This window comes from Brevibacillus brevis, from assembly GCF_001039275.2.
Classification (GTDB): domain Bacteria; phylum Bacillota; class Bacilli; order Brevibacillales; family Brevibacillaceae; genus Brevibacillus; species Brevibacillus brevis_C.
In genome coordinates, this window is sequence record NZ_CP030117.1 from 769,072 (window position 1) to 793,971 (window position 24,900).

The following is a 24,900-nucleotide window of genomic DNA, read 5'->3' on the forward strand; positions in this document are numbered from 1 at the left end:
AGTCTCATCAAGGCAGTCAATTTTACGCAATCCACACATGTGGAGTGTTGCTCACTGTAGGTGAGAAAAGAATAATATTAAGATGAATTGGTGCTCAGGCCCTTCCCATATATGGAAGGGTTTTTGATTTAATATACCGAACTTTATTGAAGGAGGAGTTTAAATGCAGAATTTGCGTACTTTAAATAATTATGTGGTCAAACTGGTGACAACAAACATTGTATCGAATTCGTTACAGGTGGAAAAAATCAGGTTGGAGTTATTGTAGATGTAGAGACTTGGCAAAATTATTTACATAAATATCATTGGACTGCAATCAAAAAGGATAATTATATCTATGTAAAAACGAGTGTTAACAAGTACTCTGTACGACTACATAGAATGATAATTGAAAATGAATAATTGACTATTTGGTAATGCTGAACTCTGTAGCCTAAAAGAGTAGTTAAAAGGCTTTCAGTGTTTACAGGTGAGTAGTAGAACAGGGGAAAGTATCGTTCGATTGAAGAAAGAACTCGAGCAGTTCATGAGTTTAGATGAACTGACAACTGATATGGTGCATAGGTTTATTGATAAGATTGAAGTTCAAGCGGATGGTTCGGTAAACATTCATTACAAGTTTACCGCCACCGCTCTTCTTACGTTTTAAATTACAGTGACCGACACTCAAGTATCGTGGGGGTAAAAATGAATAATATACGGAATAGAGTATTAGAACGGGATAATTATACATGTCAGTATTGTCGCTATAATGGGGATTACAAGGTGCTTGTAATAGACCATATAGTTCCCAAGAGTGCAGGCGGCTCAAGTGAATCAGACAATTTAGTAACAGCATGCATGAATTGTAGCTCTATGAAAGCCAGTAAAGAATTAAAAGACTATTTAGCTTATACGGTTTATACGAATACTGAATACTATAATACATTCCAAGAGAGTATGAATAACATAAATACGCTCATACAAACTCAAGTAGAAAGCTCTTCTGCTAGAAATACCTTTTACCAATTACTGTTTTCTAACGTAATTGCTTCAATGGAAACATATTTATCTGATGCTTTTATTATTACAGTGCTTAGTAAAAAAGAATATATCCGTAAACTAATAGAAACTGACCCCGAATTCAAAAAAAGGAAATTAGATTTAGCTGATATCTTTAAATCTATTGATGATATTCAGGATACTGCTTCAAGTTACTTGCTTGATATAATCTATCATAATATATGGAAAGTAAAGAATATGTACTATAGTGTACTAGATATAGAATTTCCTGATGATTTATCTGAAATATCAAAAGCAATAATGGTACGACATGACATCGTACACAGAAATGGAAAACAAAAAGATGGAAAAAGAATAGAAATTGATAAGGATAAAGTATTAAAATGTGTTGTGGATGTTAGTACTTTGATACGGCATATTGATGACAAATTAAAAGTTTCAACAACTGGTAATAAATATTTAGGTGACTTTATTAAAAAGAAACTAGATGAATTAGAAAGTAAAACATATGAGGAGTAAAAAGTTCATGTTATAGTGACCGACACTCCACAAACTTGGAGTGTACAGTGCTACTTAAATTGAAAGGGGCTAACCTGTTTACTGTTGGTCAGAAAAACAACAATATAAGTGAGCTGTATTGGCGGAATAATAAAGAGGGGTGGAAGCCCCTCTTCTCTTTTGTACTAGTTTGGTATTAGCCATGAAAATATTGATACATGGATGGAAGAGATAAACAAACCAGTTTATGCTAATATAGCCGATAACAAATCTTAACCAAACTAATTAGTTGTGATGGCTGAAAGAAAAATGGATAAATACGAAAAATATGGAGAGTCGTATTACAAAACTTACCCTGTGCCGGATAAAATTTATATAAACCGACCTATTTGCCTCCGAATAGCAAATAGGTCGGTTTTCAGTTCGTATATCTAAAACCAAAGAAACGAAATGTTTCATCATTGCCTCTTCTTAATTTAGCAATAATCGCACCGCTTTCATCAAATTCATTAATAACGTCTTGCTCTAATTCATCAATATTGAGGGTAATAAAATTGAGGACGAAAGGGGACGCGAGCGATTCGCATCCCCATTAAATCTTTATCAAAAGCCATTTCTCAAGAGCCTTTGGATTCTGAAGGGGTCACCAAAAAGTCTTTAATGGACTCTTCGAATCTAAAAATCTCTAAGATTGCATAGTTTTTGTTTGAGATGTTAATGCCGTATTCAGGCTTGCTTGTTTGACCGGGTTTGTCATAATTTCGATCTACAAAAACTTCATTAGGGACTTCCCATGCTTTCGAAGGTATTAAAAAGAAATCAGGCATGAGACCTTCTTTGAAGATAAGAAGGGCCATATATAAGTTCGGACTACTGATATTGAACTTGCTTTTTTGTGCAAAAACGTACCCCGTACCCCTTAACGATTTGACCTGTATTTCCGAGAAACGCCCGATTTTATCCTTAATTATAAAGTCAATTCCTCGATCATCGACCTCTGATGAAAACACCTCAAGTCCGTAAGATGCGAACTCCATCTTGGCAAAGTATTCAGCGTATTTACCAAGTTGTAATGAGTTAAGCACAGTCCAGTTCACATTTGGCAATTAAGATCACCCTTTTAAGTTTAGGTTTATCTCGTATACTTCTCTTATTCCACTCGAACAACTCCAGATTCATTTACCCAGTAGATTCGAAATGGCATCGATTCTTTCAGCCATCTTATGCGGGTGACTAAATTTTCGTAAGTAGTGAAACCATCAGGAAGAGCAATGCCTAACAGTATCTTGGAATTCTCACCGTGGTAGAGAACAAGGTCGAATATTGCTCCAGAAAACCAGTGACGAGCTTGAACGTGCTGGCTTTTTTCTGGATATCCTTTTACACTAATCCAGAATTCTTTACCGTCTTTGGAAGCGATGATGTCTTTACCAGGTGTGCGTGAGGCCGTATCTGAAACGCTGTGAATCGTGTGGCCATTTATTGCGAGGTACCCTACGACCTTGCTCTGAACGTTACCTTCCCAGTACCACGTTGTATGTTTTGATTCTGTTGAATATGAATTAAATACTTCATCCGACTCTGAACCATTCGCAATGAGTAGTCGATTGGTTGTTTTTGTTTTGTGGCAATGATCGCAAATGCCATGATATCGATAAATTATCGATGATTCGCTTAATGATCGGCAAATTGTATAGACAGTCTGTCTCGGTTTTACACTGGAGGAATTAGATAAACAATCGTCACATAACTTCGTATATAGCAAGGCTGCAAGAATCTTATCTTTATTAGACATTCGGAGCCTCCTTAATAAACGGTTCATTTTCCTATTTTACTATATAGTGGTTCTTGAATTATCTGAAAATGCTTTAACCGGATTTGGTTTTACATGGCTAAACACCATTACAAGCAAATAAATTACGTAATTTGGCTACATGGTTTTTGAGATAATGTAAGAATAAAAGAGTTAGAGGTGGCGGGCCGTGGTATATTTTGATCGTGCGAAAGCATCGGTAGGTTTATCAAACTTTGTGGAATTTTTTGAGGATTACCGTCAATACTTTGAACAACCTTCAATACCGAACAAAAGGAGTCTTGCTCAAAAGTTGCTGGATTCGAATCCCCAAGCGTCATCGATTGACGCGCAAGTTACAAGAATAAACTACACTAACATTATTTTTTTAAATAAATGGGAGGCAGAGATGTTGAAGTCAGCAATAGATTCAAAGCACCCAAGCGTTTCAAATGAGATAAAGGCTAAGGTAAGAGAATTATTAAAAGACTTCTAAATAAGGCTTTGAGTAAGCCTCTGAAGCTTTTAATTGCAATGATCGAGAGGATGTCAGTGGTCTGTTGACAAACTGCTGGAGGAACCATTGTAAGTAGTTCTATCAGTGGACACCAAAGATATATCCGAAGTGGAAAACACGGTATAATTGCTCTACCACAACGTCAAGTAACTTTCGAGAAAGATCTACAACATCAATTGAGCACGAATGGCTTTGAAATTTTATTCAAAATTACTCGGATGTTACAAAGTGATATGATTTTTGAAAGTTCCGTTCCCCGGATTAACAAGATAATTGAAAAATTGAGAAAATACTTAGAGGGAATGACTAAAATGAATGAGATTATAAACCTAGATAGCTTCAAAATAGTCCTAACTCAAGGAGAAAAAAACTATAAAGAAATTTTTGATTCGATTGATAGAACAAGCCATCTGTATATTACTACCTTTAATTATTCAATGCCAGAGGAATTGGAAGAATCCTTGAAAGAAAATATTGAATTTGTTAATGATGTTAGAGTGGTTTTTAATGTATATAATTTTGATGGAAAGGAAGAAGAAAAAGTATACAAGTTGGTAGTTAAAGCATTGAATAAAAATCCCTATGTTCAATTTTTCTATGGCTCAACTAATCACTCAAAAATAATAAGTACTGGTAATAAAATGTACATAGGAAGCTCGAATTTAACAGAAAACGCAACTAATAATTTTGAGGCCGGAGTTATTATTAATAATATAGAGACAATAAAAAAATCGAGCAGCTAGTTTTTGAATATCCACATATTAAATATAAACCAATCATTACTGATCCAATTACTCCTCTCATTATACCCTATCAATTTTTCATATCAGAGGCTATAAAAGAGTATAATATGATAAAAGAAGTGATTAGCTCAGCTAAAAAAAGTAGTTTTGTTTTCCAAGATGATGAATTCCCTATTGAAAATTGTAATGACTCGAGAATCTTTCTAAAAAAATACTATCTGACATTTAAATTAGCAAAAGTAGAACTAACCAAGCTCGTTTCATTGCAAGATAGTGGGTTTATATTGAAATTTTTATTCGAGGATATTGATCAAGAATTAAAGGAACTGTGTGAATATCCTCCGCTAGGAACATCTACAGTAAATTTTTTTAGTTTTATGGAAGATTATCGTAATACTCTTGAAGAATATAAAGATCATTACTGGAGAACTCAAACATTTCAAGCTGATACCGTAGTTCTTGAAGAAGAGGTCTATATCTCTCGTCTAAAATCTTTATTAGACATGTTTTTTCATTTAAGAAAAACCTGGATAGATCTGAGAGGGGTTAAAGGACATTTCACCTTAGATACGCAAGAACCAATTCTTTTTTGGTATGAGGAACCCTCAATGGCCGAGCAATATTGGAGGTACTTCATTAAATAAGGTAGCTTATTGTTATTCGGGGACGAATTGGTGACGAAACCAACATTTCCAGGTGAACGGTAACGAAAAAGAAGTACTCAAATCGAGAAGATCCTTATAAATCAAGATTTTAGCACGCTGCGTCAGATGGGAATAAAATAGGCTATACTCCCTCACACGGAGCATGTGGAGAGTGTAGCAGTAGTTAGAGAATAAGAACAAATAGTGGATACGTATTGGTGTAGCAGAGGGACCTCCTCTGCTTTTTTGTCTGTTAAACGTCCCCAACTTACAGAAAAAAAGCCGAGAGCTTAGTCCCAACTTTTTTCCAGTCATGCATTAGTCGTCCGGTTCATCCTGAAGACGCACTATAAAAGGCGGCCTTTTATCTTACTCCTACTTCTCAATGGGTCGATCCCAAAACTCAATTCCGTCATGCTCAATAAGTTGTTCCAGCAACCCTGTGAACGTCAGGTCTATGTCGATAGTATCGTCTGGTAGTATCGATCCAACCAATGTGAGGTACCCTTTACCACTATGTATTCTGTCTTGATCCACACATATACAGCTATTTGAGATATCGCTCCAAATGATAGGATAGTAAGGATGGTCTATGCTGTAGGCTTTCCAGTACCCAATGACGAGCTCGGTACTTAGCACATCATAACCCCCAGAGTTATGCTTGGCGCTCTTGAATAGTGTTGCACTTTCGTAGTGGCTTAAAAAACTAACGTAATCCTCTGGTAACTCAAACGATTTTAATTTCTCCTTTGTATCTGTGATAGACTCGTTCGAGATGTAGAATGTAAAATGATATTCCTCGTTTTTGATATGCATGTTCCCGTCTACACTTGTCTTACTCTCCCTGATCTTACTAATGAGGGCTTCAAAAGGATTACTCATAGGATCCCATCCTTCAATGAGAGTAGGGACTGTCAATTGAATGACAGTCCAATTTTTCTACCTTGATATTAAAAACATCCAACCCTTTAAATGAGCACGTATAACAATTTTCTGTATCCGAGGTAACTTCCATAAAATTTGCTTTCCCGTCGGCACTGTACTATATGTGAAAGTAGGGGGCAGATTCAATCTGTTTAGAGTAAGCTTGAATGAGTGCTTCCACATCTTCCTTACAACTAGACAACAAGAGAAGTCCCTCTGAAACGCTGATGTATCATGAGTTTCGATATTAAAAATGGGGTGTCTCTCAGTCGAAAAAATCGACTTTTGAAACAGCCCCTTCTTTATTTCCACTTACCAAGTCCAAAACTCTGTTCCTTGTGCAATGATTAATCTTTCTAACCAAGTTTCAAAAGTCATATTTAAGTAATAACCTTCTGAGGTTGAAACATCATCATGATTAAAACATACTAAATAGTTGTTTTGACCGGACGCAACTCGATTAGAGTCAATAAAAATGTAGTCACCATTGTTAATCGAGATAGGGTACCAATGCACAGGCATATAATCGAGATGATTATCCTTAATTTCATCTAGACTGAGTAACTCATATCCTCCACCATATCTTACACTCTTGAACAGCCATGCTCCATTATGGATTAGGAGAAAATTCTTATAGTCAGTTGGTAAGTGCCAGTGAGTGCTCCTTAAAAACTCCTCAATTTCTTCCACATTAGCAGGAGGGTTAAATGTAAACTGGGCTGTATCAACTTTTCCATTCCTATTTTGCACTAATAATCGATTACTATTATCGAGTCTTTTTTTTAACCCTTCCAATACCAATTCAGATAAATTGTTCTTCAAGGAGAATCACCTACTATTCTTTAATAGTCATCACCAGAAGGTACATATTTGCCATAACTAGCCCACCAAGGAGTAACTTCTTTACGGTGGAAGTCTTTTGGTAACGGAATTAAATTATCCTAGCTGTTATCCCCACCAAATGCAAAAGGAGAGATTGAGTCCACTCTTGGGTATGCCAAGCATTTCACGAAAAATAAGCGGAGATGGTTTGGCGGACTGAAAAAGTGGGGCGGAGAACCCCTCTTTTTTGTGCTAATGTGCTACCTACTACAAATGAAACACTATCAGTTGAAAGTAGAGAGTGGGTCATGGCTGCTACCAAAGTAACTGAATAGGTGCATCTATTCGGCATGTCTTGTATGTATCTGGTTTATCGCCAGACATGTTCCCCTAACCAAAAATAAGATTCACCAACGATTTAATAATCCAAATGCTCATAACAATAGCAAAGTATTCAAGAATAATAAACTTCCAAGTAGCATTATGCTTACTTAATCCATACCTAAACAAACTGAAAAAGAATATGCCTCCAGCAATTTCAAGTAGCTCTATAAAACTAAAGACAGATTCGCTCATATACCTTTACCACACTCCAATAACCTAAATTATACCAAAAATGAAAAGGATGCCTAGAAGACATCCCTACATTTTCTTCAAATCTACTAATCCACTACCCAATGCTCGTCAAGGACTTGCGTAGCAAGGGGTTTACCCTTTATCCTTGACGAGCATTGGTGCAGGAAATAAAAAGCTACTTTGTGTGAAATGAAGTATCGTAGGTGGTTAACTCGAAGATGAGTGTTTAAATATTTATATATTGGGAAATTATTAAGTCGCTTAACGAACGGAAAGTAGCGTATGCTAAGGTGTTGTAGTTTTACCAGCCAGTCGGAGGCCAATAGTACGTTGCTCTGTCCCTCTAATCGAATGCATTTTTCATTTAAACTACCAGTAATATTGCTATTAAGAAATTTTAAATATTTCCGAACAAGAGCCAAAAGCGGAGCCGGGATTCCCCCCAACTTACAGAAAAAAAGCTGAGAGCTTACTCCCAGCTTTTTGGCAGTCATGCATTAGTCGTCCGATTTCATCCTGAATTACTCTTACTCCTCATGGAACGGAATCCAGAATTCCTTCCCCTCATGCTCGATGAGCTTATCCAGCCATTCTGTAAATGTCAGATCAATGTCAATCGGATTATCAGGGTCCATCGATTCGATCCATGTGAGGTAGCCGTTTCCGCTATCAAGTCGGTCTTGATCTACGCATATACAACCTAGCGAGTGGCTACTCCATGCGATAGGATAGTAAGGGTGATCTATGCTGTATCCTTTCCAGTATTCAATAACATTGTGAGGGTCTAATATCGTGAAGAGACTGCTGCCAAATTCTAAATCGCGAAATAATACGGCTCTGTTGTACTGAGAGAAGTAGCTCACATAATCCTCGGGTAGCTCAAATGACTTTAGTTTCTCTAACTCTGCGGCAGAGTCAGTAGGCATTTGAAAAATAAACTCAAATTCTTCACCGATAATATGCAAATCACCGTTCAATTGCTCTCTTCTTCCCTTGATCTTGTCTAAAATACGGTTAAAAGAAATGCTCACGGAGTATTCACACCCTTTCTAATGAAAATACGGACTACCATCCCACAGACGGTAGTCCATTTTTCTCAATTCTTCCGGTAACTCTCCCACCACTCAGTTACTTCCCTATGTGGCAGAATGTAATCGTTTTTTCTATCCTTTTTGAGAAGAGGAATCAGGTTGTCGAAATGGTTCCTTCCATAATATTCTAGCGGAATCATATGATGGATTTCAACATCATCCCAAGCGAAATATTGAGGTTGACCGAAGTAACCAACGTAACGTCTCTCGAAGTCCTTTCTATACCCCGAATCTCGCTCCCTCTTCTGAGGTACCATGTCAGCGTCCGGTTTAATTAACTTGATGTTTGACTGCGGATCAACGTAATCAGGGTAAATTTCGCCTTTATTGTTAGTCAGGATCTTTTCTACCTCCCTCAAAGGAGCGATAGGCGAGGAGCCCCCTCCCAGGTATCTAACAACTCCTTCCAATTTTCCTGACCACCAGTAAGTCTCCGCATTAACGCGTACCCTATGCGTAGATAGGTTCTCGTAAGGGGGGTTAAAATACAAACTTCCGTTTTTTTCCACGTTATATTTCCCGTCCTCTTTTGCCGAACGGATGATAGTGTGAGTAGCGTCTACAGAGGCTACTCTGCCTACCACGGCGATTACTTTAACTGTCGAGTATACGTCACCACCAGCCCAGTCGGACGTCATCTGGTGATCAAAGAACACTCCATCAATGCTAGGACGCCAACTCCTTGGCTCAGCCTCGTCAGTGTCAGATTCAGCAACCTTGGCAACTTTGTCGGCACCATTGTAAGAGAAGGCACCGAAGTCAAAGTTAGAGTCATCTTCTTTTTCAACTGGTGCTGCATTAGGGCTATACACCATTTGACGCTTTCCGATGACTTCATCCGCTGAGCTGTTCTCTATTATAGTTACGTTTTTGCTTTCAAGGATGCGTGGTTCATTGATGGCCTTTGCCAATTCCTCAAGTGTTACCCCCTCCGCCAGTTGTATGGGAAGGTTTTCGAAATCAACGACTTCTTCTGTCTCGGCAATTTCCTGTATACTTTCAGCAGATGCTGGCGTCAAGACGGACACAGGAGCAACTAGCAATGAGAAAACAACAAAAGGCACTAATACTCTTTTGAATTTCTTCATAGGCTTTCCTACTCCTCTTTAAAAATTATTCTCTAAAATTAATTATCCGAGTTCTTCGAATAAATGCTCAGCCATGTTTTTTAGGTCTATTTCGTAAGAATCTCCTTCTTCCAAATCTGAATATCTCGTGATAGATTACTAATAGGAGTTTCAAGTGCTCCTAGTAAGGACGTTCCTGTTGCCGGGAAGCAAAGGAGGAACGTCCTTTCTCGTTGATCTGCCTTCCCAAAACAAGTCCATTCACTTTGGTAACCTACCTCCTTTCTGATAAGTTAGATTTCTTCGTTGACACTCTAAGATGTACTCATCTAGTTCTTGACTTATCTTCAACATATCGGAGTCTGTCAGTTTGCCCTGTTGTTTGAAGACTTCTTTAAGCTGATATTGTAGATTCTTGATGATTTGTGTAAGGTCTTCGTTGCTTACTTCTTGCCATTCAACCATCGTTATCTGTCCCCCATAGTCTCACCCCCTCTTTTTTCACTATAGCACCTATATCAAAAAAACTATGGAAAAATTTACCTTGATACATTTGACATTATTCGATGATTTCCGCAAATTTCAGTCGAAATATGTCTGTTTGTTTTTGTTGAATTAACAAACATCAACTTGCTATAATCCTACTCGATCATATTGTAAAAAAAAGGAAGTTTGTGCTGTGGGGGGATATAGTGCAAAAGAAAACAATTGGGGACATGTTGTCTGAGAGCCGAAGAAATAATGGCTTGTCTTTTGCTGAGTTAGAAGATAGAACTGGTGTAAGTAGGGGCGTACTACAAAAGATTGAGAGCGGAGAGACAAAACGCCCTGAATTTAAAACAGTGAAGTCGATAGCCGCTCTATTTCCGTACTCGTTTGAAGAAATTATTGAAGGATACCTTGAGGATGAGACTAGGATTGAGACGTTATTTGAAATTCTTCAAGAGGTCATTCAGTGTGAATATTCTTCATTAGTGGAAAGAGTATCATTGAAAATTCTCCAATCGCCGAATGAAAAGATTGAGAAGGCATTAGAGCGACTTTATAGCTTCGCTGACTCCATTGCTATAGCTGAAACAAATGACGAAATTTGTTTGGTTCTCTTCAAGGTAATTGCAAATTATGCACGACAATGTGGAGAGCCGAAGTACATTGCAAAAGCATTATTGAAAAAATATCTGATTGAAAGAAATGATCTGAAAAGGCTAGAGGAAACATTCCGAATGGGTGAAGAGGTTTTATATTACACAGACTTCCTTACGATTGAGGAAAAGATCATCTACTATTTTAGAATGGGACTCCATGCTCATAACACCCAAAAATATTCAATGTGTATTGAACTATGCCAGAAAGGTCTTGCACTTGAAACAAGTATCACTGAGTTAAAGGCAAGAGCCTATCTTGCCATGATTAACTCTTATTTCTTCTTAGACAATTTCGATGCAGTTGAACAGCATCTAGATGTGTTTGAAGAGTTTGAATATGATTTCGTTGTAGAATCCACCAAGATTAACCGGGCAACTACTAAAGCAAGGAAAAAGGATTACGAAGTCGCTATTCCGATGTTAAGAAAGTACATGGATGAACTTCACAAAGAGAACAAGATACATGTGGTAAACGAGTTGCTCGAAATTTATTTAGAATTAGGTAATATGGATGCTATCGAAGAAGTGCTGATGAACGAGAAAGCAATCTTACCTGCTACTCCTCAGACACCTTATAAACACCGCTCGATTGGTGCTTACTACCAGCTAAAAGGCAAATTCCAAACTAAATTAGGGCGATTGGATGAGGGCATGGAAAGCTACGTTAACAGCTTAAAAGCGTATGGTGTCATTAGTGCATTTGAAGAGATGCATAAATGTTTGAACGAAATGCTAACTTATTTTGATGAAAATTCACTGCCGATGGATTTACAGTATGTCCAAAAGCTTAAAGGGGTGTATAATACAACTATGGGTAATTTTGGTAAATAGGGAGGATGTGCCCCAGATGAAAAAAGTAATGGCTTTGATGGTATTATCGTTGTCATTGACTGTGTGTGTTAATTTGTTGCCAACGGATGTGGCCTACGTTAATATGTCGCATAAATTTGAAGTAAAACAGAACGTGGCTGACCCCGGACATTGATTAGGTGACATATTTCTTTTGTGCCTTGATGAGATATTCAGGGTGCTTTTTGTTTTGATTTGTTTGAGTCCTATCTTCATTCTAAGTAGGAAGTGGTGCCTCTGTTGCATCAAATTACTTAATCCCATCAAAGCCCATGTGGTATAGGGCAAAGCAATCTAAGAAGCATCCGGTAACGACTGTTCATTTAAATGAGCAATAAGAAAAAGCAAAACGGCTGAACTCCTCAATAAAAAGGATTTCAGCCGTTTCTTTTCCCAACTAATTAAACGTAATACCACCTGTCGGGTTTAATGTCGTTCCTCCAATCTCAACTTTAATTTCACTAGATAACGGAATATTATGTTCATCAATAACCGTTCTCCACCACTCCCAAGCAAGGCCGGTGCATTCTTTCGCAAAAATCCTTATGTTTTTTGCATTAGGTGGCAGAGGAATGACTGTAGTGAAGGGAGCTGTTCTGTCTTGGTTGCTTCCTTCCCACGTTTTATGTGTGAGTACTTCTTCACCATTTTCATCATAGGAAACTTCATCCCAGGATACATCAAATTGAGCGACATACCAGCCATAATGACCAAGCGATATTTTACCTTTCGAATATTCGGTAGCCGTAGTCTCAATATAATCGGTATTGTTATGTACGGCAGCAATTGCATTATCTTTTAAGAAAACACTTGTATAGGAGATTGGATATGCTGGGTTCTTTAGGCTAAATTCCGCATTATCTTTGATGATATTCCGGATTTCACTAAAGTCTTTTGTTACGACCTTGTTATGCTCTTGTGAATCTCCGCCTAATACGACAGCCGTAAAGGAGCTGTCTTCATAAATATCCTTGTACTCGGCATTCGTTTCTACATTGGCAGTATTCTGAAGCAAGGCTTTGAATGCTGCTTTTACGTCTTTGCTCTTAGAGGTTGTTTCTAATTTGACATAAATGGTTCTACCGTAAGCGACATTTGAAACCATAAGAGGTGGGGATTGATCACTGACCCCTTTACGTTTTAAATCCTTAAACGTAACACTATCATCAAAAAGATCGGATGGATCGTTAGGCAGTTCCGCACTTACCGTATAAAATATTTGTTTATATGCCGCCACCATCACTTTTTTCTCTCCATTAGCAATCGCATGAAAGTCAATTCCTAAAGTAGAATCAAGATATTTCGCGTTAACATTCAGAGCGCTACCAATTTGAGATTTGCTATAAACCATTGATTCTGCATACTGCAATCGCGCAGGTAAAGTATGCGTTCCTGAATACTCATCGCTCCATTTAGAAACAAGCTCATCTACTGCTCCAGACACATTCCCGTATGTTGGATTATCCACAGTAATTGAATTTTCCTTTTTCAAACCTGGTAAATCAATACTAATCGTCAAAGGTTTTCTTGGTACGAGTAATACACTCGGTTTATTTTCTGTAAAAGCTTGATTGGCAAGTTGTAATGCTCCTGGGTAAGTGCGATTAGTCATAGAATCAATAATGGAAATATCGACTGGAGAAGTTGCAAGTGACTTTTTTTTACGTTCTACGACGATAAACTTACCGTGTGGATTGAGAGCTTCTTTTGGAACAAAACTATCTATCTCATCGCCACTTACTGCTAAAATTTCGTCATTATCATAGTCCAAGTCTGCTATACCGGTATTAATATCATCGGCGTTGCTTGTTTCACTGACTAAGCTAGAATCAACTGTTTCGGCAAAGGAGATAACTGGATAATTTACAGTAGCGAAAACAACAGATAAACTAGCGATTACTTTTAAAATTCTAGTATGATTTCGAATTCTCATAAGATGTTCCCCTTTGAGATGTGAGCATAACGTCAATCATTATACTCCCATTAAATATATTTTTTGGAATACTAACTATATCGGTAGTTTCCGAAATAATCTTTAGATTGAAGCAGAAAAGTACATTCTTAGTATCGAGAGAATTGGGGTTCTTTTGTGCCTTGATGAAAAAAACTGCCCCTTTCTTCGCTTTGGGGGCAGTGTAATGTCTGGGCTATTTTCTTCTATAAAATTAAAAAGTATTATATACATTTTCACATTCTTTCGCGGTCGGCTCATAAAAACAATGAAGCTTGTATCGTCCTACGTGCGGCTGATTATACCAGGTCGGCGGACAAGGTAGGGGATTTTGCGCTGTTCCCGGACGAAAATACCAGAGGGAGAATTTGCCCGGCCAATGCCGCTCCCCATTCACAGCCCGTCGTGCCAGACGGCGTTCTTTATCTCTAGACCTTTGGTAGTACATACCATGTTGCAGAGCTTCAAACGCATGCGGCTGGTTGATCATTTGGGGAATTGTCCGTATTCCTTTAAAATCGGAGCAATTCGCTCTTATTCGATTAATACCGACATTCCCCACAAGGAGCATACCCATTTCGCCTTCACCCACAGCTTCTGCTCGTAGCAACCTTGCCAACATGTCAATATCACTGTTCCTGGCTTTTACGACTGCCATCGGCTCACCTCTTTAGATTGTTCTAGGCCTATCATATTGTAGATGGAACGGATATGTTACGCTTTTCAACCAATAGAAAAAGCCGCCCCCTCGCAGATCAACGCGCAGAGCGATACCCATCTGCGCATAAGCAGCCATCGGGTTGAATACGCCAATAACAATCCCAAACGCAAAAGCAAGAGGACTGTCTTAAGTAGAAATTGGTCTTCTACCTAAGACAGTCCTCCTTTTTGACTTCAAAGTCATCAGTCCTTATTTCCAAATGAGGGATACGGTGTCAAGCGAAGGAGATCTTCCCGGCTTTTTGACAATTTCGATAGCGGGATACGGTATGCCATTTCGATAATTTTGCTTGCGACCTCAGCGCCGTTGGTAGGGATAAGACGAAATCTTTTTTGAATGGCCTCTTTATTTGCTAATGCATGCTCAATATTTGGTACAAGCTCTTCCGGTTCCTGGATCGATACCTTATCACTATTGGCTATTTCGCGTAGCATATCTATTTTTTGCTCGCGTTCTGCATCATCTGGCGGAAGGAAAAGCAAGGGGGTCCCTGTAGAGATGCAATCTCCTAAAATGCCCATACCCGGTTTGCTAATGACCAGACTGGCCGCCTGTACAAGGTTTTTGCCATTCGGGATGAGAGGGGCTTTGATGATTCTTTCATCGAATGGGTAATCTTCATCTGCCAATTGACCAGCTACAACAAATCGATAGCGGCTGGCAAGCGAGTTGATTTGATCGTACCACTTCACGATCTGTTCATAACGGTTAGCAAGTCCGCCACCCATGTGAACCAGAATAAATGACTCGTTCTTCTGAAGGCCTAACATGCGTCTTACTTCTTCCGGGGACTGGCTGATTTCCCTGGTGATTAAAGGAATAGGGATATAGATGCAGTTCATTTGCGGATGGGTCTGCTTAGGTGGTATAAGATTCATGTGCAGAAAGATATCGGATTGATTGGCGATTTCTACAATGCGGTTTTTATATTCCTGCATCGGGGCTGAATCATTTTTATCGATGATAAAGTCACTGTGATAGAGGGTCACGAGCTTTGTGTTTTCACTGACTTTTCCCTCACTGCGAAATCGAGGCACATCGGAGCGCCAATCATTTATTAATAGTGTGGTTTGTTTACCATCCTCGAATTTTTTGGATTTAAAGGCTTTTAATTGGACGTCATTGTGCAGGTTTTTCGATAAATAGCCATGTGTTTCCCGAAAGGCAAACACGTGAATGGGAAGATGGTGGTGCTGCAATTTTTCCGTTATGCTAATGCATCTACCGAGATGGCCCATACCTCTGCCAACCACAAAGGAGATCATATTTCATCACCCTTTTAAATAGGTACTTTCTTGTTCCCAGTTTGGAGCTTGGACAAATTACCCCCATACCCGCACTTGGGGGATAAGGTCACTGCCGAATTCGAGCCGTGCTCACAGCGCTTATATATTTTATGGGGATGGTTGGAACATGCTCTAGTCGTATAACGGTTTTCTGATCGCTCACAGAAAAAAGCCGCATCAGCGGAAGTCTGCATCTGTGAATTGTGCTCCCATCTAGAAATAATTGGGTATTTTCATCACACAAACCAACGCTGTCCATGAATAGTGTGTATATATAGCTCAATAAGGATATGGGGTGGGAGAATAGTGGGCACGATTCATATTGTAACAGCCGTTAATGATGGTTTTGCTATACATCTCGCAGTCATGTTATATTCCCTTTTTGAAAATAAGGTTTCGAAAAACCCAGTCATCGTTCACGTCATTGACAGCCAAGTCTCTGGGAAAAATAAATCCATCTTAACGAAAACTGTGAAACGATTCCATGCTCAAATCAAATATGTAACTATTGATCCGACCCTATATGATGGATTCCTCGTCCGTGATCATCTTACTCAAGAAACTTATCATCGAATTTCTATTCCCGACCTGCTGGACAAAGAAGTTGAAAAAGTGATTTATTTGGACAGTGATATCGTTATTAAAAAGGACATCACGCCATTATGGAACACAAAAGTTGATCAATATTTCCTTGCAGCGGTGATGGATTCTTGGCAAGGGGTAAACAAGTTAAGACATGCCGATCTGGCTATTCCTGATGGCTGTGATTACTTTAATGCGGGAGTATTAGTCATGAATTTGAAAAAATGGAGAGAGCATAACATCACAAAAAAGATTATGGATTACATGAAAAAGAACCAAAGTATTATTCGTTATCCCAGTCAAGATCCGATGAATGCGATTCTTCATGATAATTGGCTTCAACTTGACACAAAGTGGAATTATCAGTCCAAACATCTTTATAAAAGCAACCTGCGAATAGACCCGGCCATTATTCACTACACAGGGGAAGATAGCAAACCGTGGTTGAGTAAAAAGCACCCGCTTCGAGAGGAATATTTTCACTATCTCAAAAAAGTAAAGAAGCTAAACTCCTTGTAAGCTTTGGGCTTTCGGGGCTTTCCTAATTAAATAAAATGGATGGAAATCCCTTCACATGGAGAAATGATCGCTGGAGGGATTTTTGTGTTTAAAAAACTCGTGGGTGTACAAGCCGTTTCCTGAAATCATTTGGAATAGAAGGATTTATGCACAATACTAAACATCTTCATATAAAATATTGAACAAATTATGAAATATTTGGATTTTAACCATTTTCACCAACCATCTGACCTATAATGAAATGGAAACATTTTCTAATTGGATATTCTTTTGGAGGTGGAGTGAGTGGCACGCGTATTGTATGTTACGATTCCAGCAGATGGTCACGTGAATCCTACATTGGGATTAGTGAAGCAGCTAGTCGACAACGGAGAAGAAGTCGTCTATATGTGTTCAGAAGAATATCGGGATAGGCTTGCCCAGACTGGGGCGCTGTTCCGCGCTTATCAAATGGATGAACAAGTATCTCGTGATTTAGGTTTTAACCCAACAGAATTCAGACACCCTCTTCATTTCAACGATTTTATGCTGCGAGGTATTATTGAACCCCACATTCCCGAGATTCTCAGGCAGATAGAAAACGAATCATTTGATTACCTGATTTTTGACTCCTTGTTTGGGTGGGGAGGGGCGATTTTAGGGGAGAAGTTAGGAATCCCGACGATCTGCTCCGTAACCAATCTGGCCTTTGCTGAACCGCTCAGCCAAATTGTCGAAGTGTTTCATGCAAGTGATGTAGATGTGGATGCACTTTATGAACGAGTGACACAGACTGCACAGAGCATCGCTCGTGTATGCAACGTAGCCGTCCCTGCCATTGAGGATATTACCCGTCAGTATGGGGACATGAAGATTGTCTTTACCAGCCGTGAGTTCCAGCCAGATGCTGACAAGCTGGACGAGAGCTACATTTTTACAGGACCTTCGATTACTTCGCGTCCTGATGCTCCTTCGTTTCCGTTTGAAAAGCTTCGCTCTCCACACAATAAGATCGTATACATTTCCATGGGCAGTATTCTGACCAAAGATGTGGAATTGTACAAAATGTGCTTTGCCGCCTTTCAAGATATTCCGGCTCAATTCGTACTGTCTTGCGGAAGAGACACGGAGCTGGAGTCGTTCGTAGACCATATTCCACCCAACTTCATCGTTGAACCATACGTTCCGCAACTGGAAGTGCTCCGGCAAGCCGATGCTTTTATTACACATGCTGGCATGAACAGTACGAGTGAGGCTCTCTATTTTCATGTGCCACTCGTCATGATTCCACTAAGCTCTGATCAACCGATTGTAGCGAAGCGGGTGGAGGAGTTAGGGGCGGGGATTACGTTAGATAGAGGGCAGCTTACACCGACAGCTTTGAAGGATGCATTGATGCAAGTGTTGAACGAATCCACCTACAAAGAGCGTGCGATACAGGTAGGGGACTCCTTGCGTAACGCTGGCGGATACAAGGAAGCTGCAAGACGTATCATGTCTTTGTATTCCGTGCCGAATTAAAAATGAAAAAGCTTCTTGCCTCATCATCATGAGCGGCAAGAAGCTTTTTTGACTATAATTTCTTCCAAATGTTGAAGTTGAGCCATGCCTCTTGCCTGCTTTTAACTCGTCCTTGACTGTGATTTTTCGAGGAATTTATATGTGAGCAGGTGGTGTTATTTGGGTGACGTAGTGTCATAATAGAAGGATGATAGTCAGAAGGAGATAGATTTAATTGAATAAAACGGAAATGAAAAACGAGCTTCCTCCAAACTTTGAGGAATTAAAGAAAGCGGCTAATCGAACATCGAATTGGAGAGAGCGCTTAGAGGCTGTTGAAGAACTGGGACAGTGGAAGCATGAGCAAACGATTCAATTATTGACGCGTATCGTGGAAAACGATACGGTCTACAAAGTGCAAGAAACGGCTTTTCATAAGCTCAAAGCATTTGGGGTAGGTGTTCGATTACCTGCTCAGAAAAAAGGCGACTTGATCAAAGGAGCAACGAAAGCCTTGGTAAGAATTAAGAAAAGCTTGCCAAAGGATCATACGTTCGAGGAATTCAAAGAGAAACTGCAAAAAATGAGAAGCGATATCTATGATACGTACGAGGGAGAAAAAGGTACTGATTTTGATCAGTGGCTTGAAAACACCTGGGCGTCGTTATAGAAAAAAGCAGTAGAGATGGAATGAGTGGCAAAGGAAGGGGATCACGCCCCTTCCTTTTTGTTTCAATGAAATGTAAGAATTACCGATATAAGTAAAGTGGTGCAATGATTGCGAAAACTTTCACAGGGAGTAATGACATGACAGTTCCAAATCATGTAACATTTGAATGCTGCACAGAGAAAATAGACATTCAAGATATCGAAGAAGTAGAAAGTGCACTGGGGATCCGATTTCCTAGGGATTTCGTAGAGTGTATGCTTGAGAATAATGAGGGAGCTCCTACTCCCTGCGGCTTTGATTACGGGGAAGTAGAAGGGAAAGTATTTAATACATTCTATAGCCTTAGTAGTAGGGTTGGGAAATACTATATTCTAACAGCATATGAGGATGTTAAGGAATGTCTACCTGACGAAGTATTTCCTATTGGATACGATGCTAGCGGTGGTCAAATTTGCTTCGACTACATTAATGGAAAGAATGCAGAACCAATTGTTGTATTTGTAAATCACGAGTTTATTGTTACAATGGAAGATCTTTCTGAAGATGAACTAGAAGAAAAATCTCTAGAAGAATGGCAAAGAGAAGCCATCACCCCAGTTGCCTCCTCGTTTACAGATTTTTTATCGAAGTTGTATTAATGAAAATACATTAACTAAGGAAAAGCTTCGCGGACATAAATCAACCGCGAGGCTTTTCCTCATACTATTTACGCCGACTGTATTTGAGAGTTCTAAATAAATGTGGACTAATAACACTTCATACATTAAGAAGAAGAAGCCCTACACCACTTTTTGAGAGTGCAGGACTTCTTCTTTTGCTACTTATTTCAAATCCTTACCGACTTTAATCACATACATCTGCGTCGGATTGCTGTTGATTTTAATCTTACCCTTCTCATCATAGCCATCTACGCCGAAATCATTGTCATTCACAATGGCAATCGTGTTATTATCCACAATCGCTAGCCCTTCCAGTTTTTCATGCGGATAATTCAGCTTGGCTACATCCACCAGCAATTCCTTGGAAACCGGCACAATTCCTTTTTCTTTCACTTGGGCAACACTGAGTTTTTCGAAGTCATGCTCACTTGTTGACGTACCGAGCAAATTGGTTGCTTTCGAAAAATCTGCTTTGTAAATACGCTTTAGCTGTGCGTCTGCACCGGCATTTTTGTCTCGTTCGTCAATCAGTAAAACATCCTGACTGAGTACGGCCAAGTCGCTGATGACGACGTCTTTCTGTTTCACTTTCACGAAGTCTTTCGCGTTCTCTGCGATGTACATGTACTCGCCGACGACTTTTTTGGTGGCGAGATCCATCTTTAAAATGCGCAAATTACGGGAAGCTTCGCCTGTCTTTTTATCAGGGAGTGCCATTGGACTTTGGATCGAAGTATACAAGAACTTGCCGTCTGGCGAGATGGTGATACCTTCGAAACCACGGTTTGCAATGCGTTTGGAATAGACGGCTGGCAGTGTATCAAAAATCTCCATCTTTGCACCTGCGGCAAGCAGGGCTTCTTTGGTGCCCTTTGGTACATAGCGTCCCAGGATTGTGCCGTCACGCTTTACTTGAATGATGGATGGGCGGTATTCGTCGGATAACCAAAAGGTATCGTCGACCGGGTTGTAAGCGATGCCTTCCAAATCCAAACCGTCTGGATCGTAACTAATCTTTTTTGTTCCCGTCACATCGTAGGGAACTTCATCAGGGCCAGCGAGGTTCGGCAATCCACTAATATAGGTAGTTTTCGTAAAAGAGTTGATCTTGCCTTTTGGCAAACGCAGCTTGATGGTTTCCAAAACGTGAATGTTTCCATTCTCCACTTTGATTTTGTACAAGCGTGGTGTGTAGTTTTGGTCAGGGAACGTACGCAGCTCGTCCTTGCCATATTGCCCATTTGGTCCACGGTCAGCCAATGTATAAAAGATAGAAGGAGGATCGTTAGGAAGATGCACCAGACCAGAGAAGCCGCCTTCTTTAATACCTTCAGCGAGCGCAGAAGGATTTTTCCATTCATGAATTTCGGCTACAACGGGTGCTCCTGTTACATTTTGAGTTGCACCTGCTCCTTGTGTTCCGATCAAGGATAGAGCCGCAATTGTTGCGATCAGCAAGCTTTTCTTTTGAAAGTGAAACTTCATGATATCCCTCCGAATAAAAAAACGACGTAATGAACCGCTTTTGTTAGACTACCCGATCAGTATTGGGGAAATGTGAAGCTAAAATGATGGTTTTGTAAAAACTACCAACAAACTAATGAATTCTGAATAATCATAAAACAAAATTGACATACTCTCTTTTGATCTTATAAAATGCAAGGAAGGATTGAGGACTAGCTATAGCTGAGGAGAGATGAGCATGTCGTTGACAGAACAGACAAAAAAGGGATATTTCGGGGAGTTCGGAGGAAGCTTTGTGCCTCCGCAATTACAGGAAGTATTAGATTATTTAGCTGAACAATTTGAAAGGTATAAAGATGATGAGGAATTTATCGAAGAGTATAAGTATTATCTGAAAGAATATATTGGTCGGGAAAATCCGTTGACGTTTGCTCGTCATTTAACCGCAAAGCTCGGCGGTGCCAAAATTTATTTAAAGCGAGAAGATTTAAACCATACGGGTGCTCACAAGATCAATAATGTCATCGGGCAAATCCTTCTGGCAAAGCGAATGGGTGCACAGCGTATTATTGCCGAGACGGGTGCAGGACAGCATGGAGTTGCTACCGCGACGGTTTGCGCGATGTTTGGCATGGAATGTGTGATCTATATGGGCGCGGAGGATACGAAAAGACAAGCATTAAATGTATTTCGCATGGAGCTTTTAGGGGCAAAAGTGGTAGCGGTGTCCAAAGGGCAAGGCAGACTGAAGGATGCGGTTGATGAAGCGCTGAATGATTTGGTTCAAAACTACCAGAACACGTTCTATTTATTGGGATCTGCGGTTGGCCCGCACCCGTTTCCTACGATGGTAAAGTATTTCCAAGCGATTATCAGTGAAGAATCCAAACGACAGATCTTAGAAAAAGAAGGTCGTTTGCCGGATGCGGTTATCGCTGCTGTTGGCGGTGGCAGTAACGCGATTGGAGCTTTTGCCCATTATATAGAGGAACCATCCGTACGACTGATTGGTGTTGAGCCTGATCAGGCACCTACGCTGACTAAAGGGGTTCCAGCCGTCATTCATGGTTTTAAATGCCTGGTGTTGCTGGATGAGAATGGGGAACCTCAAAAAACGTATTCGATTGCTGCCGGATTGGACTATCCTGGTATTGGCCCAGAACACAGCCAGCTAAAAGTAAGTGGACGAGCGGAATACTACACGGTGACGAATGAAGAAGTATTGGCGGCTTTTCAAGAACTATCGAGAACGGAAGGGATCATTCCCGCCTTGGAAAGTGCTCATGCTATTGCGTATGCCTTGCAGTTGGCCCCCACACTTTCCCCGGAGCAAATCCTGATTGTTAACCTTTCAGGACGAGGTGACAAAGACGTAGAGCAAGTATTCCATCTGTTAAACAAATAAAGTGGTATAGAGGCTATCGCGAAAGTAGATTTTCTGCTGGAGGATAGTCTCTTTTTTATCCTTTAGTTGTGTTGTTCATAATGGTTATATATTTTTTAGTGAAACTTTAGTATTATTTTTTGAAGGGTTCCAAATAATAGTGATTTACATGTACTTTTTACAAGTTCAAGTATGAGATTGGAGATCATAATGATGAAGAAAAACATTTACTTTAATCATGATGGCGGCGTTGATGATTTAATTTCTTTATTCTTGCTGCTCCAAATGGACAATGTGAATCTGACGGGGGTATCTGTCATTCCAGCGGATTGCTACTTGGAACCAGCGATGTTTGCAAGCCGGAAAATCATTGATCGTTTTGGGAAAGGCGGTTTGGATGTAGCAGAGTCCAATTCCCGCGGGAAAAATCCCTTTCCAAAGGACTGGCGCATGCATGCATTTTATGTAGACGCACTGCCCTTGCTCAATGAATCAGGAGAAGTGATTACGCCAGTAGCAGACAAGCCTGCGCATCTTCACATTATTGAAACGCTGCGTGCAACGGAAGGGAAAACGACCTTACTGTTTACTGGTCCTTTGACTGACCTTGCGCGTGCATTGGATATCGATCCAACTATCGAAGAAAAAGTAGAGCGCCTGGTGTGGATGGGCGGAACATTCCGTGAAGAAGGAAACGTGCATGAGCCTGAGCACGATGGAACCGCAGAGTGGAACGTATTCTGGGACCCGGAAGCGGCTGCTCGCGTATGGGAAAGCGGAATGAAGATTGATTTGGTCGCACTGGAGAGCACGAATCAGGTCCCACTGACACTGGATGTTCGTGAGCGCTGGGCAAAAGAGCGCAAGCATATCGGTGTGGACTTCTTGGGTCAATGCTACGCAATGGTGCCGCCGCTCGTACACTTCTCGACCAACTCGACTTACTACCTGTGGGATGTATTAACCACAGCATTTGTTGGCAATAGTGATCTTGTAAAGGTGCAAACGGTTAACAGCATCGTGATTACAGAAGGGGCAAGCCAAGGCCGAACCGTTGAAACGGCTGACGGACGCCCTGTACATGTGGTTTATGACGTAGATCGTGATGCATTCTTTGATTACATGACAGAATTAGCGAAAAAAGCGATCTAGAACAAAGCAAGTCATCTTAGATATCGACACAGCTGGCGATACAGAAAGGATACGTTCATGCAATACATTTGGGGAGTTCTCGGCATCCTGGGCATTTTTTTAATAGCCATTGCGTTTTCGAAAAATCGGAGAGCAATTCATCCGAGAACGGTCATTGGTGCGTTTGCGATTCAGTTTATTTTTGCTTTGGTCGTACTGAAATGGGATTTTGGGAAAAAGTTTTTGGAGTACTTGGCGTCGATCGTACAAAGCATCATTGATTCGACGAATGCCGGAATCCAGTTCTTGTTTGGCGGGATACTCGGTGCACAGAATGCAGGCTTTACGTTTGCCCTGCAAGTATTGCCGATCATTATCTTCTTCTCATCCTTGATTTCGGTCCTGTATTATCTCGGAATCATGCAGTGGGCGACGAAAATTATCGGTGGATTTTTGTCTCGGGTGCTCAAAACGAGTGAAACTGAATCCATGTCGGCCTCTGCAAATATTTTCTTGGGTCCGATTGAAGCCCCACTTGTCGTAAAGCCTTATATTGAGAAAATGACCAAGTCCGAGCTGTTTGCTGTAATGACAGGTGGACTGGCGTGCGTTTCGGGTTCGGTGATCGGTGGGTATGCGATGCTCGGGGTTCCGATTGAGTATTTGCTGGCCGCCGCATTCATGGGAGCGCCGGGTGGTTTGTTGCTTGCGAAAATCATAATGCCCGAAACAGAACAGACACACAGAGTGAAACATGTGGAAGTCATGAAAGATACAGAGTCCAGAAACGTCATTGACGCGGCTGCCCGCGGAGCTTCAGACGGGCTAAAAGTAGCTGCTGGTGTCGGTGCACTGTTGCTCGCGTTTATTTCGTTGATTTTCTTGCTGAACTCGATTATTGGCTGGCTTGGCGGGTTAGTGGGAATAGAAGCGTTGACGCTTGAGCACATTTTAGGCTACTTGTTCGCGCCGATTGCCTTTATGATCGGGGTTCCATGGGAGGAAGCGCTAAAAGCCGGTTCTTTCATCGGGCAAAAGATTGTCCTCAACGAATTTGTCGCGTACACGGCTTTTGCTCCTGAGATTGCGAATTTGTCGCAAAAAAGCGTTGTGATCATCAGCTTCGCCCTTTGCGGCTTTGCCAATCTGGCTGCGCTGGCTATGGTCATTGGCGGCTTGGGCGGCTTTGCTCCGTCAAGAAGATCAGACCTTGCGGAGATGGGCTTGCGTGCAGTAGTTGCAGCAACCTTGGCGAATCTGTTGAGCGCAACGATTGCGGGGATGCTCATTTAGATGATTGGATAGAAATAAGTACGAGGGCTGGAGTGATCCATGCCCTCGTTTTTTTGGTACTACGCGAAGTTGGTACTACTCGCTTTTTGTG

The 24,900-nt window shown here is 40.5% G+C and carries 24 protein-coding genes; 13 read left to right on the forward strand and 11 right to left on the reverse strand.

The genetic code is table 11. The annotated features are described in order from the left end of the window. Positions 1-469: 469 nt before the first annotated feature. Both AB432_RS31460 and AB432_RS04095 read left to right on the forward strand, forming a co-directional pair. Positions 470-649, forward strand: coding sequence for a DUF4368 domain-containing protein (locus AB432_RS31460; RefSeq protein WP_082195867.1), 180 nt, complete (start codon positions 470-472; stop codon positions 647-649). Positions 650-687: 38 nt separating this feature from the next. Next, on the forward strand, positions 688-1,521 hold the full coding sequence (locus AB432_RS04095; RefSeq protein WP_053079543.1) for an HNH endonuclease: 834 nt from the start codon (positions 688-690) through the stop codon (positions 1,519-1,521). A 596-nt stretch (positions 1,522-2,117) separates the two neighbouring features. Here AB432_RS04095 and AB432_RS04100 read toward each other — a convergent pair. Beyond that, entirely contained in the window at positions 2,118-2,597 is a 480-nt protein-coding gene (locus AB432_RS04100; RefSeq protein WP_235617723.1) for a DUF4365 domain-containing protein, read from the reverse strand. Positions 2,598-2,650: 53 nt separating this feature from the next. Continuing rightward, a complete protein-coding gene (locus tag AB432_RS04105; RefSeq protein ID WP_048031153.1) occupies positions 2,651-3,295 on the reverse strand; it encodes a hypothetical protein in 645 nt (214 codons plus the stop codon). A gap of 187 nt (positions 3,296-3,482) precedes the next feature. Between AB432_RS04105 and AB432_RS04110 the strand changes: the two genes are divergently transcribed. The 3 genes from AB432_RS04110 to AB432_RS04120 all read left to right on the forward strand — a co-directional run bounded on the left by AB432_RS04110 (position 3,483) and on the right by AB432_RS04120 (position 5,196). After that, a complete protein-coding gene (locus tag AB432_RS04110; protein ID WP_048031154.1) occupies positions 3,483-3,788 on the forward strand; it encodes a hypothetical protein in 306 nt (101 codons plus the stop codon). A 239-nt stretch (positions 3,789-4,027) separates the two neighbouring features. Further along, the gene (locus AB432_RS04115; protein WP_162630227.1) at positions 4,028-4,552 is read left to right on the forward strand and encodes a phospholipase D-like domain-containing protein; all 525 of its coding nucleotides are present in this window, start codon (positions 4,028-4,030) and stop codon (positions 4,550-4,552) included. 107 nt (positions 4,553-4,659) lie between these two features. Further along, entirely contained in the window at positions 4,660-5,196 is a 537-nt protein-coding gene (locus AB432_RS04120; RefSeq protein WP_048031156.1) for a hypothetical protein, read from the forward strand. Between the two features lie 375 nt (positions 5,197-5,571). On the opposite strand, the gene AB432_RS04125 is transcribed toward AB432_RS04120, so the two are convergent. The 5 genes from AB432_RS04125 to AB432_RS04155 form a co-directional block, all read right to left on the reverse strand. Beyond that, the gene (locus tag AB432_RS04125; RefSeq protein ID WP_053079544.1) at positions 5,572-6,078 is read right to left on the reverse strand and encodes an SMI1/KNR4 family protein; all 507 of its coding nucleotides are present in this window, start codon (positions 6,076-6,078) and stop codon (positions 5,572-5,574) included. Between the two features lie 354 nt (positions 6,079-6,432). Further along, entirely contained in the window at positions 6,433-6,942 is a 510-nt protein-coding gene (locus AB432_RS04130; protein ID WP_048031157.1) for an SMI1/KNR4 family protein, read from the reverse strand. A 1,103-nt stretch (positions 6,943-8,045) separates the two neighbouring features. Continuing rightward, on the reverse strand, positions 8,046-8,549 hold the full coding sequence (locus tag AB432_RS04145) for an SMI1/KNR4 family protein (RefSeq protein ID WP_082195868.1): 504 nt from the start codon (positions 8,547-8,549) through the stop codon (positions 8,046-8,048). Positions 8,550-8,614: 65 nt separating this feature from the next. Next, on the reverse strand, positions 8,615-9,697 hold the full coding sequence (locus AB432_RS04150; protein WP_048031160.1) for an HNH endonuclease: 1,083 nt from the start codon (positions 9,695-9,697) through the stop codon (positions 8,615-8,617). Between the two features lie 240 nt (positions 9,698-9,937). After that, on the reverse strand, positions 9,938-10,141 hold the full coding sequence (locus AB432_RS04155) for an aspartyl-phosphate phosphatase Spo0E family protein (protein ID WP_048031161.1): 204 nt from the start codon (positions 10,139-10,141) through the stop codon (positions 9,938-9,940). Between the two features lie 227 nt (positions 10,142-10,368). Here AB432_RS04155 and AB432_RS04160 point away from each other — a divergent pair, with 227 nt between their 5' ends. After that, the gene (locus AB432_RS04160) at positions 10,369-11,652 is read left to right on the forward strand and encodes a helix-turn-helix domain-containing protein (protein WP_235617609.1); all 1,284 of its coding nucleotides are present in this window, start codon (positions 10,369-10,371) and stop codon (positions 11,650-11,652) included. 415 nt (positions 11,653-12,067) lie between these two features. Here the strand turns inward: AB432_RS04160 and AB432_RS04165 are convergent, their stop codons facing one another. The 3 genes from AB432_RS04165 to AB432_RS04175 all read right to left on the reverse strand — a co-directional run bounded on the left by AB432_RS04165 (position 12,068) and on the right by AB432_RS04175 (position 15,607). Continuing rightward, positions 12,068-13,603, reverse strand: coding sequence for a thiol-activated cytolysin family protein (locus AB432_RS04165; RefSeq protein WP_048031162.1), 1,536 nt, complete (start codon positions 13,601-13,603; stop codon positions 12,068-12,070). A gap of 232 nt (positions 13,604-13,835) precedes the next feature. Beyond that, complete coding sequence (locus AB432_RS04170; protein WP_048031163.1) at positions 13,836-14,279, reverse strand: cell wall hydrolase; 444 nt, start codon at positions 14,277-14,279, stop codon at positions 13,836-13,838. 245 nt (positions 14,280-14,524) lie between these two features. After that, positions 14,525-15,607, reverse strand: coding sequence for a glycosyltransferase family 28 protein (locus AB432_RS04175; protein ID WP_048031164.1), 1,083 nt, complete (start codon positions 15,605-15,607; stop codon positions 14,525-14,527). Between the two features lie 327 nt (positions 15,608-15,934). Here AB432_RS04175 and AB432_RS04180 point away from each other — a divergent pair, with 327 nt between their 5' ends. The 4 genes from AB432_RS04180 (at position 15,935) to AB432_RS04195 (ending at position 19,516) form a co-directional block, all read left to right on the forward strand. Then, complete coding sequence (locus AB432_RS04180; protein WP_048031165.1) at positions 15,935-16,729, forward strand: glycosyltransferase family 8 protein; 795 nt, start codon at positions 15,935-15,937, stop codon at positions 16,727-16,729. 285 nt (positions 16,730-17,014) lie between these two features. After that, positions 17,015-18,229, forward strand: a complete 1,215-nt coding sequence (locus tag AB432_RS04185) for a macrolide family glycosyltransferase (RefSeq protein WP_048031166.1) — start codon at positions 17,015-17,017, stop codon at positions 18,227-18,229. Positions 18,230-18,443: 214 nt separating this feature from the next. Then, positions 18,444-18,878, forward strand: a complete 435-nt coding sequence (locus AB432_RS04190; RefSeq protein ID WP_082195869.1) for a HEAT repeat domain-containing protein — start codon at positions 18,444-18,446, stop codon at positions 18,876-18,878. Between the two features lie 137 nt (positions 18,879-19,015). Beyond that, positions 19,016-19,516: an SMI1/KNR4 family protein gene (locus AB432_RS04195; protein WP_048031167.1), complete on the forward strand. Its 501-nt coding sequence runs from the start codon at positions 19,016-19,018 to the stop codon at positions 19,514-19,516. A 183-nt stretch (positions 19,517-19,699) separates the two neighbouring features. On the opposite strand, the gene AB432_RS04200 is transcribed toward AB432_RS04195, so the two are convergent. Further along, positions 19,700-21,022 (reverse strand): esterase-like activity of phytase family protein, encoded by a 1,323-nt coding sequence (locus tag AB432_RS04200; protein WP_048031168.1) that lies wholly within the window; start codon positions 21,020-21,022, stop codon positions 19,700-19,702. Positions 21,023-21,239: 217 nt separating this feature from the next. Here AB432_RS04200 and trpB point away from each other — a divergent pair, with 217 nt between their 5' ends. From trpB to AB432_RS04215, 3 genes are all read left to right on the forward strand, one after another. Beyond that, positions 21,240-22,406 carry a tryptophan synthase subunit beta gene (trpB, locus tag AB432_RS04205; protein WP_048031169.1) on the forward strand — a complete coding sequence of 389 codons (1,167 nt, stop codon included), beginning with the start codon at positions 21,240-21,242 and terminating at the stop codon, positions 22,404-22,406. 192 nt (positions 22,407-22,598) lie between these two features. Continuing rightward, the gene (locus tag AB432_RS04210) at positions 22,599-23,537 is read left to right on the forward strand and encodes a nucleoside hydrolase (RefSeq protein ID WP_048031170.1); all 939 of its coding nucleotides are present in this window, start codon (positions 22,599-22,601) and stop codon (positions 23,535-23,537) included. Between the two features lie 57 nt (positions 23,538-23,594). Continuing rightward, positions 23,595-24,809, forward strand: coding sequence for a NupC/NupG family nucleoside CNT transporter (locus AB432_RS04215; RefSeq protein ID WP_048031171.1), 1,215 nt, complete (start codon positions 23,595-23,597; stop codon positions 24,807-24,809). Positions 24,810-24,900 lie beyond the last annotated feature (91 nt).